The sequence below is a fragment of the Pseudomonas baetica genome (genome assembly GCF_051216495.1).
GTDB classification, from domain to species: domain Bacteria; phylum Pseudomonadota; class Gammaproteobacteria; order Pseudomonadales; family Pseudomonadaceae; genus Aquipseudomonas; species Aquipseudomonas baetica_B.
In genome coordinates this window covers 1-15,595 of record NZ_JBPKAM010000071.1, presented here as the reverse complement: position 1 = coordinate 15,595, position 15,595 = coordinate 1, and the positions used below count along the sequence as shown (strand labels likewise).

Below are 15,595 nucleotides of genomic sequence, written 5' to 3'. Positions count from 1 at the left end.
ATCAGATACCCCAGAGAATCTGCACACCCCAGACGAAGTAAGCGAACATCGCAACGCCGCATACTGCCTGGAAAAGGAAACGTACTGCAGTCGCGGACTTGCCCAGCGCCATCGGCGTCAGGTAGTCGGTCGCGATGGTCCACATGCCGACCCAGGCGTGAGCGCCAAGGGCAACAAGGGCCAGCAGACTGAAGATACGCATCCCGTTGTGAGCGAACAGGCCGTGCCACTGCTCGTAGCCGATGCCCGGATTCACTGCGAGGTATCCGATCAGGAAGATGAAATAAGCCGCGAGAACGACCGCAGACACACGTTGTGCCATCCAGTCATAGAGGCCCGAACGCGAAAGATTCGTAACGCTGGTTACCATATCCAAACTCCTGCCAGAACGATCAACACCACGGAAACGGCGATGATAAGTTTCGAGCCCAGGCGGCCGCCTTCCAGCGTCTCGCCAATGCCCATGTCCATGATCAAATGGCGCACACCGGCTACCAGGTGATACAGCAGAGCGGACAGGAGACCCCATGCTACGAACTTGGCCAGCGGGCTGGTCAAGGTTGCCTTCACGTCGACAAAACCTTCCTCGGAACCCAGGGATTTGCCCAATGCATAAAGCATGAAGCCGAGGCCCAGGAAGAGGATGATGCCGGAAACACGGTGAAGAAACGACGTAACGCCGGTGATGGGGAGTTTGATGGTCCTTAGGTCTAGGTTTACAGGTCGTTGGCTTTTCACGGCTTTTTTTTCACACTGAAGAGCCCCTAACAATCAGGGCAAAGTTGTTGGGGAGTGCACTGGTCAGGTAACCACCACCCAGGGATGCGACCCCCAATGAAAGCGAGCCCAAAAGCCCTTGGCGGTCGGTCGCCGAGTATAGACAGTTAGGCTACTAATGACAACGCAAACACCTACCCCAAATAGCGGATTGCACAACTCGCATAAAAGGCGTAAATGGCAGGCAATTTCGAGAAAAAAGTCGGGTTAAAGCCTTCTGGAGCAAGACTTTAGGCAAATTGACATTCGAATTTATCTCACTATAGTGGTGCGGGCCCTGCGTGGGGGGTCTGTCTGATGATTTCAAGCATAAATAGGAGGCCACATGGCTGACAAAAAAGCGCAGTTGATCATCGAGGGCGCAGCCCCCGTCGAGCTGCCCATTTTAACCGGCACCGTTGGTCCCGATGTTATCGATGTTCGGGGCCTGACGGCCACGGGCCGCTTCACTTTTGACCCTGGTTTCATGTCGACCGCCTCCTGCGAGTCGAAGATCACCTATATCGACGGCGACAACGGCATTCTGTTGCACCGCGGCTACCCGATCGAACAACTGGCCGAGAAGTCGGACTACCTGGAAACCTGCTATCTGTTGCTCAACGGCGAATTGCCGACTGCAGAACAGAAGGCCCAGTTCGTCAGCACCGTCAAGAACCACACCATGGTTCATGAACAACTGAAGACCTTCTTCAACGGCTTCCGTCGCGACGCCCACCCGATGGCCGTCATGTGCGGTGTAGTCGGCGCCCTCTCGGCCTTCTACCACGACTCCCTGGACATCAATAACCCGCAGCATCGCGAAATCTCCGCGATCCGCCTGGTTGCCAAGATGCCGACCCTGGCGGCGATGGTTTACAAGTACTCCATGGGCCAACCCATGATGTACCCGCGCAATGACCTGTCGTACGCGGAAAACTTCCTGCACATGATGTTCAACACCCCGTGCGAGATCAAACCGATCAGCCCGGTACTCGCCAAGGCCATGGACCGGATCTTCATCCTCCATGCCGACCACGAGCAGAACGCATCGACTTCCACCGTGCGCCTGGCGGGCTCTTCGGGGGCCAACCCGTTCGCCTGTATCGCCGCCGGCATCGCTGCACTGTGGGGCCCTGCCCACGGCGGCGCCAACGAAGCTGTACTGACCATGCTCGATGAAATCGGCGATGTTTCGAACATCGACAAGTTCATCGCCAAGGCCAAGGACAAGAACGATCCGTTCAAGCTGATGGGCTTCGGTCACCGCGTTTACAAAAACCGCGACCCACGCGCCACCGTCATGAAGCAGACCTGCGACGAAGTGCTGAAGGAACTGGGCATCCAGAACGATCCGCAACTCGAACTGGCCATGCGCCTGGAAGAGATCGCCCTGACCGACCCGTACTTCATCGAGCGCTCGCTGTACCCGAACGTCGACTTCTACTCGGGGATCATCCTCAAGGCGATCGGCATTCCAACCAGCATGTTCACCGTGATCTTCGCCCTGGCGCGGACCGTCGGCTGGATTTCCCACTGGAAAGAAATGCTCTCCAGCCCGTACAAAATTGGCCGTCCGCGCCAGCTGTACACCGGCTACGAGTCGCGCGACATCACCAAGCTGGAAGATCGCAAGTAAGATCTGTCTTTTGATAGCGTCTTAGTTGTACCGAGAACGGCCTCTATATAAATAGAGGCCGTTTTTGTTTGTGGAGCCAGCCATTCCTTCGGTAACAACTAGCCCACCAGTAGGAGCTGCCGAAGGCTGCGATCTTTTGCCTTTCAAAGGCAAGATCAAAAGATCGCAGCCTTCGGCAGCTCCTACATTTACCCCACGCAATACCTGGAGATCGCCTCCGCCACAGATTCAGTTCGATAAACGCCCAATAAAAAATGCCCCGATCTCTCGACCGGGGCATTTGCTTGCCGCTTGAAACTTGCAGCTTGTAACTGCTGTTAGTGCGAAACCGCCCCACTCGCCCCCAAACCGGTCTGCGAGCGAACGAATTGCGGGAAGAACAACGCCCGCTCATTGTCAGCTGCAGTCGACTTGTCGGTCACCGAGAAGAACCAGATCCCGATAAAGGCAATGATCATCGAGAACAGCGCCGGGTACTCATACGGGAAGATGGCCTTTTCGTGATGCAGGATCTGCACCCAGATGGTTGGGCCAAGGATCATCAAGCCCACAGCACTTACCAGGCCCATCCAGCCGCCAATCATGGCGCCGCGGGTGGTCAGCTTTTTCCAGTACATGGAAAGCAGCAGGACCGGGAAGTTGCAGCTCGCCGCGATGGAGAACGCCAGGCCCACCATGAACGCAATGTTCTGGCTTTCGAACAGGATGCCCAGCGCAATCGCCAGCACTGCCAACGCGATGGTGGTGATTTTCGAGACGCGGATTTCATCCTTCTCGTTAGCCTTGCCCTTCTTGATCACGCTGGCGTACAGGTCGTGAGACACCGCCGAGGCACCGGCCAGGGTCAGGCCGGCAACCACTGCCAGAATGGTCGCGAACGCTACCGCCGAGATAAAGCCCAGGAAGACACTGCCGCCGACCGCATTGGCCAGGTGCACCGCCGCCATGTTGTTACCGCCCACCAGTGCGCCGGCGGCATCTTTGAAGGCCGGGTTGGTGCTGACCAGCAGGATCGCGCCGAAACCGATGATGAAGGTCAGGATATAGAAGTAGCCAATGAAACCGGTTGCGTACAGCACGCTCTTGCGAGCTTCCTTTGCGTCACTCACGGTGAAGAAGCGCATCAGAATGTGCGGCAGGCCAGCGGTACCGAACATCAGTGCCAGACCGAGGGAGAATGCCGAGATCGGATCCTTCACCAGGCCGCCCGGGCTCATGATGGCTTCAGCTTTCGGGTGAACCTTGATCGCTTCGGAGAACAGCATGTTGAAGTCGAAGTTGACGTGCTTCATCACCATCAGCGCCATAAAGGACGCGCCGGACAGCAGCAGCACAGCCTTGATGATCTGTACCCAGGTAGTCGCCAGCATGCCACCGAACAATACATAAAGGCACATCAGGATACCGACCAGGATCACCGCTACATGGTAATCGAGACCAAACAGCAGTTGGATCAGCTTGCCGGCACCGACCATCTGCGCGATCAGGTAGAACGCCACCACCACCAGCGAACCGCAAGCGGACAGCGAACGGATCTGGGTTTGCCCCAGGCGATAGGACGCCACGTCGGCAAAGGTGTACTTGCCCAGGTTACGCAGGCGCTCGGCGATCAGGAACAGAATGATCGGCCAGCCCACCAGGAAGCCGATCGAATAGATCAGACCGTCGTAGCCGGAAGTGAACACCAGCGCGGAAATACCCAGGAAGGATGCCGCGGACATGTAGTCACCGGCAATGGCCAGACCGTTCTGGAAACCGGTGATTTTGCCGCCCGCCGCATAGTAGTCGGCCGCCGAGTTGTTGCGCTTGGAAGCCCAGTAGGTGATGCACAGGGTTGCACCCACGAAGGCCACAAACATCAAAATCGCCGACACGTTAAGCGGTTGTTTCTGCACGGCGCCGGTCAGGGCATCAGCGGCCCAGGCGCCCGGTGCGAATGCTGCGATGCTCAAAAGAGCCATTAAACGCCGGATCATTGCTGAGCCTCCTTGAGAATCGCATTGTTCAGGTCGTCGAACTCGCCATTGGCGCGTCGTACGTAAATCCCGGTCAGGATGAAGGCCGAAACAATCAGCCCGACACCGATCGGAATACCCCAGGTGATCGAGGACTCAGGGCTGATTTTCGCCCCCAGTACCTGCGGCCCGTAAGCAATCAAAAGGATGAATCCGGAGTAAAGCCCTAGCATGATCGCCGAAAGAATCCAGGCGAAACGCTCCCTCTTGCTCACCAGCTCCTTGAAGCGCGGGCTGTTTTGAATCGAGAGGTAAATGCTGTCGTTCATTGTTTTTATCCTCGCAGCACAGATTGAGTTGGAACGGTATCCACTCTATGCGGCTGCGAGCCGGGTTCCAGACGACCTTAGTCTTAGAACCACATGACGTATTTGCCATTTACCAGCACACCCTAAACAACTGTAGGAGCGAGCTTGCTCGCGATGAGGTCTTAACATTCAACGACTTTGTTGACTGTTACACCGCCATCGCGAGCAAGCTCGCTCCTACAGGATCAAGCGTATTACTTGGTCCAGTCAGCCACGCGTTCCGGGTGCTTGGCTACCCAGTCCTTCGCCGCGGCATCAGGCTTGGCGCCTTCCTGGATCGCCAGCATGACTTCGCCGATTTCGTCTTTCGAGGCCCATTGGAAGTTCTTCAGGAACTTGGCCACTTCCGGCGCCTTGGTTTCCAGCTCTTTGCTGCCGATGCTGTTCACGGTTTCCGCCGCGCCATACACGCCTTTCGGGTCTTCGAGGAAACGCAGTTTCCATTTGGCGAACATCCAGTGCGGTACCCAACCGGTCACGGCGATGGATTCGTTTTTCTTCTCGGCACGGGTCAGCTCGGCAATCATGCCGGCGCCGGAACTGGCCTTGAGTTGATAGCCCGTCAGATCATAGTCCTTGATGGCCTGCTCGGACTTGAGCATTACGCCTGAACCGGCGTCGATGCCGACGATGCGCTTCTTGAAGCTGTCGTCGGTTTTCAGATCTTCGATGGATTTGGCCTTGACGTACTCCGGCACGATCAAACCGATCTTCGCGTCCTTGAAGTTCGGGCCGTAGTCGACGACTTGATCCTTGTTTTTGGCCCAGTAATCACCGTGGGTCACCGGCAGCCAGGCAGACAGCATGGCATCGAGTTTGCCAGTGGCCACGCCCTGCCACATGATCCCGGTAGCAACGGCTTGCAGCTTAACGTCGTAATTGAGTTTCTGCTTGATCACTTCAGCGGCCACATGGGTGGTCGCGACACTGTCGGACCAGCCATCAACGTAACCGATGGTCACTTCCTTGGCGTTGGCGAATGTGGAGCCCATCGCAAATGCCAGAGCGGCACCTGCACCTAAAAGTCGTCGCATCTTCATCGTTACTTCCCCGAAAGTGCTGCGCTCGACGGATGTCGAGTCGCGTCAACGTATTGTTCTGGTGCACAGCGCCCCCATCACGCCCAGCGCAAACTCATTCGAACATCAGCGCGATTTATCAACCAGGGTACTGACGCCTTCGATCATCAACCTGACGCTCAACGCGACCTGCTCTGCCAACGACCTCAAGGCATCGAGAAACGACATCAGAAAGCCATTAACCTCATGCCCGGCAAGCGCATCGGTCAATCCGCCCGAACTTTGCATGTCAAAATCATGCAAGGGCCCAAGCACGCGAAAAATGCAGGTAACATGCGCCGCTTTGCTCCCAGACGGCCTGACCATGCCTGCGACATCCCGCTTTCCTTTTTTTGCCTATCTCTTCGCCTGTCTGTTGGGGCTGTTTGCCCTGATCGGCTTTTGGTACGGCCTCGGCCAGCCGGTGATCCTTCCGGACGCGGCCACCCCGACGCACAAATTGCAATGCGCCTCCTACACTCCCTTCGACAAGGACCAGTCGCCGTTCGATGTACCGTTCAATTTGCGCCCCGAGCGCATGGACGCCGACCTCGCACTGCTGGCCAAAAACTTCCAGTGCATCCGCACCTACTCCATGACCGGCCTCGACGCCCTGCCCGACCTGGCGCGCAAACACGGGTTGAAGTTGATGATCGGCGCCTGGGTCAACAGCAATCCCGTCGATACCGAAAAAGAAGTCGATCTGCTGATTGCTTCGGCCAACGCCAATCCGGACGTGGTGACGGCGGTGATCGTCGGCAATGAAACCCTGCTGCGCAAAGAGGTAACCGGCGCGCAGTTGGCCCGGCTGATCAACAAGGTCAAAAGCCAGGTCAAGCAGCCGGTCACTTATGCCGACGTCTGGGAGTTCTGGCTCAAGCACCCGGAAATTGCACCGGCCGTGGATTTCCTGACCATCCACTTGCTGCCGTACTGGGAAGACGATCCTTCGAACATCGATGCCGCCCTGCAACATGTGGCCGAAGTGCGCCAGGTGTTCGGCAATAAATTCGCTCCCAAGGACGTGATGATTGGTGAAACCGGTTGGCCGAGCGAAGGCCGCCAGCGTGAAACCGCCCTGCCGAGCCGGGTCAATGAAGCCCGATTCATTCGCGGCTTTGTCGCCATGGCCGAGCAGCAAGGCTGGCGCTACAACCTGATTGAAGCCTTCGACCAACCATGGAAACGCGCCAGCGAAGGTGCGGTCGGTGGTTACTGGGGATTGTTCGATGCGGATCGTCAGGACAAGGGCGTTTTGGCCGGTCCCGTATCGAACGTGCCGTACTGGTCGCAGTGGCTGATGGTGGGTGGATTGATCTTCCTCGGCACGCTGATCCTCGGTGGTCGCGTGCGCAGTACTCGCGCGGCGCTGGTTCTGCCATTACTGGGCGCGCTGGCCGCCTGCTCGATTGGCGCCTGGGGCGATCTGGCGCGAGTCACCACCCGATTTACCAGCGAGTGGTTGTGGGTCGCGCTGCTGACGGCGTTGAATCTATTGGTACTGACCCACGCCGCGCTGACCTTAAGCCCTCGCACCGGTTGGCGCGGACACGCATTCAAAGCGCTGGAGCGTCGCGCCGGCTGGTTGCTGGCGGTGACCGGGTTTGCGGCGGCGGTGACGATGCTGGAGCTGGTGTTCGACCCGCGCTATCGCAGCTTCCCGAGCGTGGCGTTCATCGTGCCGGCATTGGTTTATCTGTGCCGCCCGGTGAGCGTGCCTCGTCGGGAAATTGCTCTACTGACCTTCATCATTGGTGCCGGCATTGCGCCGCAGCTGTATCGCGAAGGATTAGAGAACCAGCAGGCATGGGGATGGACGCTGGTGAGTGTGTTGATGGTGGTGGCGTTGTGGCGCAGTTTACGAGTTCGCAAAACATAATTTTCAGAGCATCTGCCGGCCTCTTCGCGAGCAGGCTCGCTCCCACATTAGATTTTGGTCGTGCACAAATAGTGTGTTCACTGGAGATCAATTGTGGGAGCGAGCCTGCTCGCGAAGGCTGACTTTCAAGCGCTGCGAGATGCCCTGACCAACCGCAACCCCGCAATCACCACCGCAAACACCGCCAGCGTCGTGTTGTACAACGCCAGCGCCGGCAACCCGAACGCCAGCGCCAACACCGCCAGCCACCACCCGGCCCGCCCCGGCGTCACGAAGCCGATCACTGCGGCGGCCAATGCTGCCCAGCCCATTACCCCGAAGTGAATCATCAGCCCCAGGTTCGAACGGACCTGGCATTCCCACCGACTCGCCTCATCCACACAGACGCCCACCCACTGAGCATCTTCCATAAAGCCATAACGCGCGCCATAGCTGGCGGCCAGCCATACGGGCAGCAAAACGAGCAGCAGAATCACGGGCAGACGGCGGGACATGGAGCACTCCAATAAGCGAAAACGGCGGCCAGCTTAATCGTCCGGCGGCCTTGTGCAAGCGCTAACAACAGTTAACTGGTCATCCAATCGCTGCAAAGTGTATCGTCCAGCTACTATTACTCAGAATTAGGCCTGTTTGGTGCCGATGCGTGGCACTTTGGCGCAAATCCGGTGGTCATAGCCTGCGAACTTCATTCGGCACCTTTTCTAAGGGATTTAGTCATGCTCCGATCCTTGCGCTTCGCCGCGCTGTTCAGCGGCCTTATCTTGAGTGCGTCCGCACTAGCGGTCGATGTCGACGCCGCCAGTTATGGCTATCCCTTGACCAACCCCTTCGAGGCGACCATCGCCACGACGCCACCGGATTTGCGTCCGGACCTGCCACTGGATGACGACATCGATCAATCGGATCGCAGCGTCACGTTGCGCCCGGAGCGCCAATTCGAGTTGCCCGACAACTTCTGGCCGGTGAAAAAGCTCACCTATCGCATTGCCACCCAGGATAAGGCCGCACCGCTGATCTTCCTGATCGCCGGCACCGGCGCGCGGTATGACAGCAGCCTTAACGAGTACCTGAAAAAGCTTTACTACAAGGCTGGCTATCATGTGGTGCAGTTGTCGTCGCCCACCAGTTTCGACTTCATGAGTGCCGCCTCGCGCTTTGCCACGCCCGGCATCAGCAAGGACGACGCCGAAGACATGTACCGGGTGATGCAGGCCGTGCGGGCGCAAAACCCCAAGTTGCCGGTCACAGATTACTACCTGACGGGCTACAGCCTGGGTGGCCTGGACGCGGCATTCGTCGCACACCTGGATGAAACCCGTCGCAGCTTCAACTTCAAGAAAGTCCTGTTGCTCAATCCACCGGTCAACCTCTACACCTCGATCACCAATCTCGACAGGTTGGTCCAGACCGAAGTAAAGGGCATCACCAATACCACCACCTTCTATGAGCTGGTGCTGAACAAACTGACCCGTTACTTCCAACAGAAGGGTTACATCGACCTCAACGATGCGCTGCTCTACGACTTCCAGCAGTCCAAGCAGCACTTGAGCAACGAACAGATGGCCATGCTGATCGGCACGTCGTTCCGCTTCTCGGCGGCCGACATCGCCTTTACCTCTGACCTGATCAACCGCCGCGGCCTCATCACCCCACCGAAAACCCCTATCACCGAAGGTACCAGCCTGACGCCCTACCTCAAGCGTGCTCTGCAATGCGACTTCGACTGCTACATCACCGAACAGGTCATTCCGATGTGGCGCGCCCGTACCGATGGCGGCAGTCTCCTGCAACTGGTCGACCAGGTGAGCCTGTATGCGTTGGAAGACTACCTGCGCAAAAGCCCGAAAATTGCCGTTATGCACAACGCCGACGATGTGATCCTCGGCCCGGGCGACCTCGGTTTCCTGCGCAAGACCTTCGGCGATCGCTTGACCGTTTACCCGCTGGGTGGCCACTGCGGCAACCTTAACTACCGCGTCAACAGCGACGCCATGCTGGAGTTCTTCCGTGGCTAAATACCTCCTGCTTATCGCCGCGTTACTCTGCGCAACCGCTGCCAATGCCGACAACAGCAAAGCCGACGCCCCCGTGGTCGTCGACAGTGATGGCTTCAAGGAGCCATTGAGCAAACTCAAGTTCAACCCAGGACTGGACCAGCGCGAGTTCGAACGCTCGACCCTCAGCGCACTGAACGTCTACGACCCGCTGGAATCGTGGAACCGCCGCGTTTACCACTTCAACTACCGGTTCGACCAATGGGTATTCCTGCCGGTGGTCAACGGCTATCGCTATGTCACTCCGAGCTTCTTGCGCACAGGGGTCAGCAATTTCTTCAACAACCTGGGAGATGTGCCGAACCTGCTCAACAGCCTCTTGCAGTTCAAGGGCCAGCGCTCGATAGAAATCACGGGGCGATTGCTGCTCAACACCACCATCGGCATTGCCGGATTGTGGGACCCGGCCACCGCCATGGGCCTGCCGCGCCAGAACGAAGACTTCGGCCAGACCCTGGGTTTCTATGGCGTACCGGCCGGTGCTTACTTCGTACTGCCGATCCTCGGGCCGTCGAACCTGCGTGATACGGGCGGGCTGGCGGTCGACTTCAGCGCCGAGAACGCGATCAACTTCCTCAACGTTGCAGAAGTTAGCTCCAACCATCCAGAGGTCTGGATACTGCGCGGCATCGACAAGCGCTACCAAACCAGCTTCCGCTATGGACAGCTGAACTCGCCGTTCGAGTATGAGAAGGTGCGTTACGTGTACACCGAGTCGCGCAAACTGCAGATTGCCGAGTAAGTCCGAGAGCTAAAAAACACTGTGGGAGCGAGCCTGCTCGCGAAAGCGGTCTGTCAGTCAATGTAGATGTCGACTGACGCACCGTCTTCGCGAGCAGGCTCGCTCCCACACTTGAATCGCATTAAGGTCTCAGCCTTTCAGCGCTTTCCAGATCTTGCTGACAACCATAACCCCAACCAACACCACCGCCCCCGCTACAATCCCCGCCACCCCATTGAGCAAGGTCGGCACGATAAACCCGGCACCACCTGCCGCCGCACTGACCGTTTCGATCCAGTGGTGCACCACCGGCACGCCGTGGGTCAGGATGCCGCCACCGACCAGGAACATCGCCGCGGTGCCGATCACCGACAGACTTTTCATGAGGTAGGGTGCCGCACGCAAAATCCCGCCGCCGATGCTTTTGGCCATCTGCCCGGGCTTCTGGGTCAGCCACAGCCCCAGATCATCGAGTTTGACGATGCCCGCCACCAAACCGTAAACACCGATTGTCATGACAATGGCGATGCCCGAGAGCACGACGACTTGCTGGGTGAGCGCCGAATCGGCCACGACACCAAGGGTGATGGCGATGATCTCCGCCGAGAGAATGAAGTCGGTACGGATCGCGCCCTTGATTTTGTCCTTTTCAAAGGCCACCAGATCCACCGCCGGGTCCGCCACCGCCTCGACCAGTTCGGCATGTTCGGCCTGGTCTTCAGCCTTGCTGTGCAGAAACTTGTGGGCGAGTTTCTCGAACCCTTCGAAGCACAAGTAGGCGCCACCGAGCATCAACAATGGCGTGACCAACCAGGGAATGAACGCGCTGATCGCCAATGCCGACGGCACCAGGATCAGCTTGTTGATAAACGATCCCTTGGCCACCGCCCAGACCACGGGGATTTCCCGTTCGGCCCGTACGCCACTGACCTGCTGGGCATTAAGCGCGAGATCGTCGCCCAATACGCCGGCAGTCTTCTTGGCGGCCATTTTGGTCATCAACGCCACATCGTCCAGCACGGCGGCAATGTCGTCGATCAGCACCAGCAAACTGCTTCCTGCCATGAACCGGGTTTCCTTCTTGAATGAATGGCATGCAGCATAGCGCGGCCGAGCGCCGCACGGAGCATTCTTGAGCGCCGCCAAAGGCCGGTGCTACCATGCGCAACCGCCAGTACAGGCAAGGAACCACCTGGTTTATGAGCACAATCCGCGAGCGCAACAAACAACTGATCCTGCGTGCCGCCAGTGAAGAATTTGCCGACAAGGGCTTCGCTGCGACCAAAACCAGCGACATCGCAGCCAAGGCGGGATTGCCCAAGCCCAACGTCTACTACTACTTCAAATCCAAGGAAAACCTCTACCGCGAGGTCCTGGAAAGCATCATCGAGCCCATCCTGCAGGCCTCGACGCCGTTCAATCCTGACGGTGTGCCCAGTGAAGTGCTGAGCGGCTACATCCGCTCGAAAATCCGCATCTCCCGCGACCTGCCTTTTGCCTCCAAGGTATTCGCCAGCGAAATCATGCACGGCGCGCCGCACCTGAGTGCTGACCTGGTCGAACAGCTCAACGGCCAGGCCAAGCACAACATCGATTGCATCCAGACCTGGATCGACCGCGGGCAGATTGCGCGCGTCGACCCCAATCACCTGATGTTCAGCATCTGGGCCGCGACCCAGACCTACGCCGACTTCGATTGGCAGATCACCGCCATCACCGGCAAGGAAAAGCTGGACGAAGCGGATTATGAAGCGGCGGCGCAGACGATCATTCGGTTGGTGCTCAAGGGGTGTGAGCCGGATTGATAGACCGTGGGGCATCCATCGCTAGCAGGCTAGCCCCCACATTGGACCTATGGCGTAAACAAATCCCCTGTGGGAGCTAGCCTGCTAGCGATGAGTCAACTCGATTTCAGCTCAAACCCAAATGGCATCCCAGAGTGGATAGTCGCCAAGCCGCTCGACCAGTCCCGCCCGCAATGGGTTTGCCACAACATACCGTGCGACCTTTACCAAGTCCTCTTCACGACGCAGCGCTCGATCATGAAAACCTCGCTGCCAAATACTGACACCACGACCGGTAGACGACTTCACTGCCTTGGTAGTCAACGATTTAGTCCTTTGCACCAGACCACCCAACGACCCCTGCCGCAACTCAATCAACCAATGAAAGTGATCGGGCATGACAACCCAGGCCAGCGAATTGGCAAAGCCTTGATCCTGAGCGCAGCGAAATTGATTAACCACCACTCTACCCAAGGTGAAGTCTTTGAATATCGGCTCTCGGTCGCGTGTATTGATAGTCAGCAGGTAAATCCGGTTGGATTCGGCATAGCGGCCGATGCGCAAGCGATTTGAAGCGGGTAGATCAGGCATTCCTTTGCCCCTTGCATGATTAACTCAAGAAGAAGGCTAGACCTGATATCACCCAAGGGCGGGGCAGACATTTAGACGGATGTGTCTGGTAGTTCGTCATCGCCAGCAGGCTGGCTCCCACAGTTGATCTCTGACACTCAGATAATCCCTGTGGGAGCCAGCCTGCTGGCGATAGCGGTAAATCAGTCAACCATCAATCAAGCAACAACCCCCGCATCCGCCCTCAACCCCAGCGCCTCGATCGCATTGATCGCACACTGCTCATCCACATCCGACAAATCCCCGCTGATCCCCACCGCCCCCAGCACGATCCCGGCCTGATCGCGAATCAGCACGCCACCTGGCGCCGGGACGACGCTGCCCTGCCCCAGGCTGTTCAACGCAGCGATGAAGGCCGGACGTTGTTGTGCGTCCAGCGCCAGCAGGCGTGAGCCCTTGCCCAGGGCGATGGCGCCCCAGGCCTTGCCGATGGCGATTTGCGGGCGCAGCAGGCTGGCGCCGTCTTCACGCTGCAAGGTGATCAGATGCCCGCCGGCATCCAATACCGCGATGGTCAGGGGCGCAGCAGAAATCGCCCGTCCCGCGTTGATGGCTTCGTTGACCAGGTTGACTGCGACTTTCAAGGTTAAAGCGCTCATGGTGCCGTCCTCATTTTGTTTTTCGGAAAGCCGTTGGGCTGCTTCTTTGTGTCGCAGCCGCATGCAACAAATAGAACACAATGAATTATTTTTTTGTATACAATAATTCTCGAAAAGCGCCACATGCGACGAAAAGCCACAGTGAACCGGGCTTCCGACGAATGAAACAACCGCTTGAGAAAATGGATTGACCTGCGCCGTCCACCGTGAATACACTCAGCGCAAAGCCACTTGTATACAATTACAAAACGTAAAGAGGCACAAAACCATGAGCAAAATGAGAGCAATCGAAGCCGCCGTTCTGGTGATGCGCCGTGAAGGGGTTGATACCGCTTTTGGCATCCCGGGTGCCGCCATCAACCCGCTGTACTCCGCCTTGCAAAAAGTCGGCGGCATCGATCACGTCCTCGCTCGCCACGTTGAAGGCGCGTCGCACATGGCCGAGGGCTACACCCGCACCAAGGCCGGCAACATCGGCGTGTGCATCGGCACCTCCGGCCCTGCCGGCACCGACATGGTCACCGGGCTGTACAGCGCCTCGGCCGACTCGATCCCGATCCTTTGCATTACCGGCCAGGCACCCCGCGCCCGTCTGCACAAGGAAGACTTCCAGGCAGTCGACATCACCAGCATCGTCAAGCCGGTAACCAAGTGGGCGACCACTGTTCTGGAGCCGGGCCAGGTGCCTTATGCGTTCCAGAAAGCCTTTTATGAAATGCGCTCCGGCCGTCCAGGTCCGGTGCTGATCGACCTGCCATTTGATGTGCAAATGGCGGAAATCGAATTCGACATCGACGCTTATCAACCGCTGCCGCTGGCCAAGCCAAGCGCGACCCGCGTTCAGGTGGAAAAAGCCCTGGCGATGCTGGATCAGGCCGAGCGTCCGTTGCTGGTGGCCGGTGGCGGTATCATCAATGCCGACGCCAGTGAGCTGCTGGTGGAGTTCGCCGAGCTGACCGGCATTCCGGTGATCCCGACCCTGATGGGCTGGGGCACCATTCCTGACGATCACCCGCAAATGGTCGGGATGGTTGGCTTGCAGACTTCGCACCGCTACGGCAACGCCACCCTGCTCAAGTCCGACCTGGTGCTTGGCGTGGGCAACCGTTGGGCCAACCGTCACACCGGCTCCGTTGACGTCTACACCGAAGGCCGCAAATTCATTCATGTTGATATCGAACCGACCCAGATCGGCCGCGTGTTCACCCCGGACCTGGGCATCGTCTCCGACGCCGCTGCCGCGCTGACCGTGTTCATCGAAGTCGCTCGCGAATGGCAAGCCGCCGGCAAGCTGAAAAACCGCAGCGCCTGGCTGCAGGATTGCCAACAACGCAAGGCCAGCCTGCAACGCAAGACTCACTTCGACAACGTGCCGGTCAAGCCGCAGCGCGTTTATGAAGAAATGAACCAGGTGTTCGGCAAGGACACGTGCTACGTCAGCACCATCGGTCTGTCGCAGATTGCCGGCGCGCAGTTCCTGCACGTCTACAAGCCGCGTCACTGGATCAACTGTGGCCAGGCAGGTCCACTGGGTTGGACCATCCCGGCAGCACTGGGTGTGGTCAAGGCCGACCCGACCCGCAAAGTCGTGGCACTGTCGGGCGACTATGACTTCCAGTTCATGATCGAAGAATTGGCGGTGGGCGCGCAGTTCAAGCTGCCGTACATTCATGTTGTGGTGAACAACTCGTACCTGGGCCTGATCCGTCAGGCTCAGCGCGGTTTCGAGATGGACTACTGCGTGCAGCTGTCCTTCGATAACCTGAACGCACCGGAACTCAACGGTTATGGTGTCGACCACGTCGCGGTAGCCGAGGGCCTCGGTTGCAAGGCACTGCGCGTATTCGAACCGGCTGACATCGCCCCTGCCCTGCGCAAGGCCGAAGAGATGATCGAAGAGTTCAAGGTTCCGGTGATTGTCGAGATCATCCTGGAGCGCGTGACCAACATTTCCATGGGCACCGAGATCAACGCCGTCAACGAATTCGAAGACCTGGCGCTGGTCGGCAACGACGCACCGACTGCGATTTCGTTGCTCGATTAACAACCTGTGGGAGCGAGCCTGCTCGCGAAGAGGCCGGTACATTCAGCCCTTCTGTCGTCTTGCCCCCCGTTTTTTTGAGACGGAGCGCTCCCCCAAGGGACCCCCACGCGT

General features: G+C 58.2%; 16 protein-coding genes. 6 read left to right on the top strand and 10 right to left on the bottom strand.

Going from position 1 to position 15,595, the window contains the following annotated elements:
* Window position 1 precedes the first annotated feature (1 nt).
* The gene (gene sdhD / locus ACSFE6_RS22150) at window positions 2-370 is read right to left on the bottom strand and encodes a succinate dehydrogenase, hydrophobic membrane anchor protein (RefSeq protein ID WP_095139417.1); all 369 of its coding nucleotides are present in this window, start codon (window positions 368-370) and stop codon (window positions 2-4) included.
* Window positions 364-738 (bottom strand): succinate dehydrogenase, cytochrome b556 subunit, encoded by a 375-nt coding sequence (gene sdhC, locus ACSFE6_RS22145; RefSeq protein ID WP_435429577.1) that lies wholly within the window; start codon window positions 736-738, stop codon window positions 364-366. Before sdhC ends, sdhD begins: the two co-directional genes overlap by 7 nt.
* A 364-nt stretch (window positions 739-1,102) precedes the next feature.
* Here sdhC and gltA point away from each other — a divergent pair, with 364 nt between their 5' ends.
* Complete coding sequence (gltA, locus tag ACSFE6_RS22140; RefSeq protein WP_007977501.1) at window positions 1,103-2,392, top strand: citrate synthase; 1,290 nt, start codon at window positions 1,103-1,105, stop codon at window positions 2,390-2,392.
* Between the two features lie 317 nt (window positions 2,393-2,709).
* Here gltA and ACSFE6_RS22135 read toward each other — a convergent pair whose 3' ends face one another.
* From ACSFE6_RS22135 to ACSFE6_RS22120, 4 genes are all read right to left on the bottom strand, one after another.
* Entirely contained in the window at window positions 2,710-4,368 is a 1,659-nt protein-coding gene (locus ACSFE6_RS22135; RefSeq protein WP_435429576.1) for a cation acetate symporter, read from the bottom strand.
* Window positions 4,365-4,676 carry a DUF485 domain-containing protein gene (locus tag ACSFE6_RS22130; RefSeq protein ID WP_008052644.1) on the bottom strand — a complete coding sequence of 104 codons (312 nt, stop codon included), beginning with the start codon at window positions 4,674-4,676 and terminating at the stop codon, window positions 4,365-4,367. Before ACSFE6_RS22130 ends, ACSFE6_RS22135 begins: the two co-directional genes overlap by 4 nt.
* Window positions 4,677-4,909: 233 nt before the next feature.
* A complete protein-coding gene (locus ACSFE6_RS22125; RefSeq protein ID WP_435429575.1) occupies window positions 4,910-5,755 on the bottom strand; it encodes a glycine betaine ABC transporter substrate-binding protein in 846 nt (281 codons plus the stop codon).
* Between the two features lie 105 nt (window positions 5,756-5,860).
* Window positions 5,861-6,022: a hypothetical protein gene (locus ACSFE6_RS22120; protein WP_435429574.1), complete on the bottom strand. Its 162-nt coding sequence runs from the start codon at window positions 6,020-6,022 to the stop codon at window positions 5,861-5,863.
* A gap of 34 nt (window positions 6,023-6,056) precedes the next feature.
* Between ACSFE6_RS22120 and ACSFE6_RS22115 the strand changes: the two genes are divergently transcribed.
* The gene (locus tag ACSFE6_RS22115; RefSeq protein WP_435429573.1) at window positions 6,057-7,652 is read left to right on the top strand and encodes a beta (1-6) glucans synthase; all 1,596 of its coding nucleotides are present in this window, start codon (window positions 6,057-6,059) and stop codon (window positions 7,650-7,652) included.
* A gap of 125 nt (window positions 7,653-7,777) precedes the next feature.
* On the opposite strand, the gene ACSFE6_RS22110 is transcribed toward ACSFE6_RS22115, so the two are convergent.
* Window positions 7,778-8,146, bottom strand: a complete 369-nt coding sequence (locus tag ACSFE6_RS22110) for a hypothetical protein (RefSeq protein WP_435429572.1) — start codon at window positions 8,144-8,146, stop codon at window positions 7,778-7,780.
* 222 nt (window positions 8,147-8,368) lie between these two features.
* On the opposite strand from ACSFE6_RS22110, the gene ACSFE6_RS22105 reads away from it, so the two are divergent.
* On the top strand, window positions 8,369-9,667 hold the full coding sequence (locus tag ACSFE6_RS22105) for a serine/threonine protein kinase (RefSeq protein ID WP_435429571.1): 1,299 nt from the start codon (window positions 8,369-8,371) through the stop codon (window positions 9,665-9,667).
* On the top strand, window positions 9,660-10,448 hold the full coding sequence (locus ACSFE6_RS22100) for an MlaA family lipoprotein (protein ID WP_435429570.1): 789 nt from the start codon (window positions 9,660-9,662) through the stop codon (window positions 10,446-10,448). Before ACSFE6_RS22105 ends, ACSFE6_RS22100 begins: the two co-directional genes overlap by 8 nt.
* A 129-nt stretch (window positions 10,449-10,577) precedes the next feature.
* Here ACSFE6_RS22100 and ACSFE6_RS22095 read toward each other — a convergent pair whose 3' ends face one another.
* Window positions 10,578-11,492: a DUF808 domain-containing protein gene (locus ACSFE6_RS22095; protein ID WP_435429569.1), complete on the bottom strand. Its 915-nt coding sequence runs from the start codon at window positions 11,490-11,492 to the stop codon at window positions 10,578-10,580.
* A gap of 134 nt (window positions 11,493-11,626) precedes the next feature.
* On the opposite strand from ACSFE6_RS22095, the gene ACSFE6_RS22090 reads away from it, so the two are divergent.
* Window positions 11,627-12,232, top strand: a complete 606-nt coding sequence (locus ACSFE6_RS22090; protein WP_435429568.1) for a TetR/AcrR family transcriptional regulator — start codon at window positions 11,627-11,629, stop codon at window positions 12,230-12,232.
* A gap of 111 nt (window positions 12,233-12,343) precedes the next feature.
* Here ACSFE6_RS22090 and ACSFE6_RS22085 read toward each other — a convergent pair whose 3' ends face one another.
* Together ACSFE6_RS22085 and ACSFE6_RS22080 are read right to left on the bottom strand one after the other, a co-directional pair.
* Window positions 12,344-12,802 carry an REP-associated tyrosine transposase gene (locus tag ACSFE6_RS22085; RefSeq protein WP_435429567.1) on the bottom strand — a complete coding sequence of 153 codons (459 nt, stop codon included), beginning with the start codon at window positions 12,800-12,802 and terminating at the stop codon, window positions 12,344-12,346.
* A 197-nt stretch (window positions 12,803-12,999) separates the two neighbouring features.
* Complete coding sequence (locus ACSFE6_RS22080) at window positions 13,000-13,440, bottom strand: GlcG/HbpS family heme-binding protein (protein ID WP_435429566.1); 441 nt, start codon at window positions 13,438-13,440, stop codon at window positions 13,000-13,002.
* A gap of 268 nt (window positions 13,441-13,708) precedes the next feature.
* On the opposite strand from ACSFE6_RS22080, the gene gcl reads away from it, so the two are divergent.
* The gene (gcl, locus tag ACSFE6_RS22075; protein WP_435429565.1) at window positions 13,709-15,484 is read left to right on the top strand and encodes a glyoxylate carboligase; all 1,776 of its coding nucleotides are present in this window, start codon (window positions 13,709-13,711) and stop codon (window positions 15,482-15,484) included.
* Window positions 15,485-15,595: the final 111 nt, after the last annotated feature.

Bases quoted from the DNA above. Each gene is read 5' to 3' on its own strand.
- gcl (WP_435429565.1), top strand. From the start codon at position 13,709: ATGAGCAAAATGAGAGCAATCGAAGCCGCCGTTCTGGTGATGCGCCGT.
- ACSFE6_RS22115 (WP_435429573.1), top strand. From the start codon at position 6,057: ATGCAGGTAACATGCGCCGCTTTGCTCCCAGACGGCCTGACCATGCCT.
- ACSFE6_RS22080 (WP_435429566.1), bottom strand. From the start codon at position 13,440: ATGAGCGCTTTAACCTTGAAAGTCGCAGTCAACCTGGTCAACGAAGCC.
- gltA (WP_007977501.1), top strand. From the start codon at position 1,103: ATGGCTGACAAAAAAGCGCAGTTGATCATCGAGGGCGCAGCCCCCGTC.
- ACSFE6_RS22095 (WP_435429569.1), bottom strand. From the start codon at position 11,492: ATGGCAGGAAGCAGTTTGCTGGTGCTGATCGACGACATTGCCGCCGTG.
- ACSFE6_RS22110 (WP_435429572.1), bottom strand. From the start codon at position 8,146: ATGTCCCGCCGTCTGCCCGTGATTCTGCTGCTCGTTTTGCTGCCCGTA.
- ACSFE6_RS22135 (WP_435429576.1), bottom strand. From the start codon at position 4,368: ATGATCCGGCGTTTAATGGCTCTTTTGAGCATCGCAGCATTCGCACCG.
- ACSFE6_RS22120 (WP_435429574.1), bottom strand. From the start codon at position 6,022: ATGCAAAGTTCGGGCGGATTGACCGATGCGCTTGCCGGGCATGAGGTT.
- ACSFE6_RS22105 (WP_435429571.1), top strand. From the start codon at position 8,369: ATGCTCCGATCCTTGCGCTTCGCCGCGCTGTTCAGCGGCCTTATCTTG.
- ACSFE6_RS22130 (WP_008052644.1), bottom strand. From the start codon at position 4,676: ATGAACGACAGCATTTACCTCTCGATTCAAAACAGCCCGCGCTTCAAG.
- ACSFE6_RS22090 (WP_435429568.1), top strand. From the start codon at position 11,627: ATGAGCACAATCCGCGAGCGCAACAAACAACTGATCCTGCGTGCCGCC.
- sdhD (WP_095139417.1), bottom strand. From the start codon at position 370: ATGGTAACCAGCGTTACGAATCTTTCGCGTTCGGGCCTCTATGACTGG.
- ACSFE6_RS22085 (WP_435429567.1), bottom strand. From the start codon at position 12,802: ATGCCTGATCTACCCGCTTCAAATCGCTTGCGCATCGGCCGCTATGCC.
- ACSFE6_RS22125 (WP_435429575.1), bottom strand. From the start codon at position 5,755: ATGAAGATGCGACGACTTTTAGGTGCAGGTGCCGCTCTGGCATTTGCG.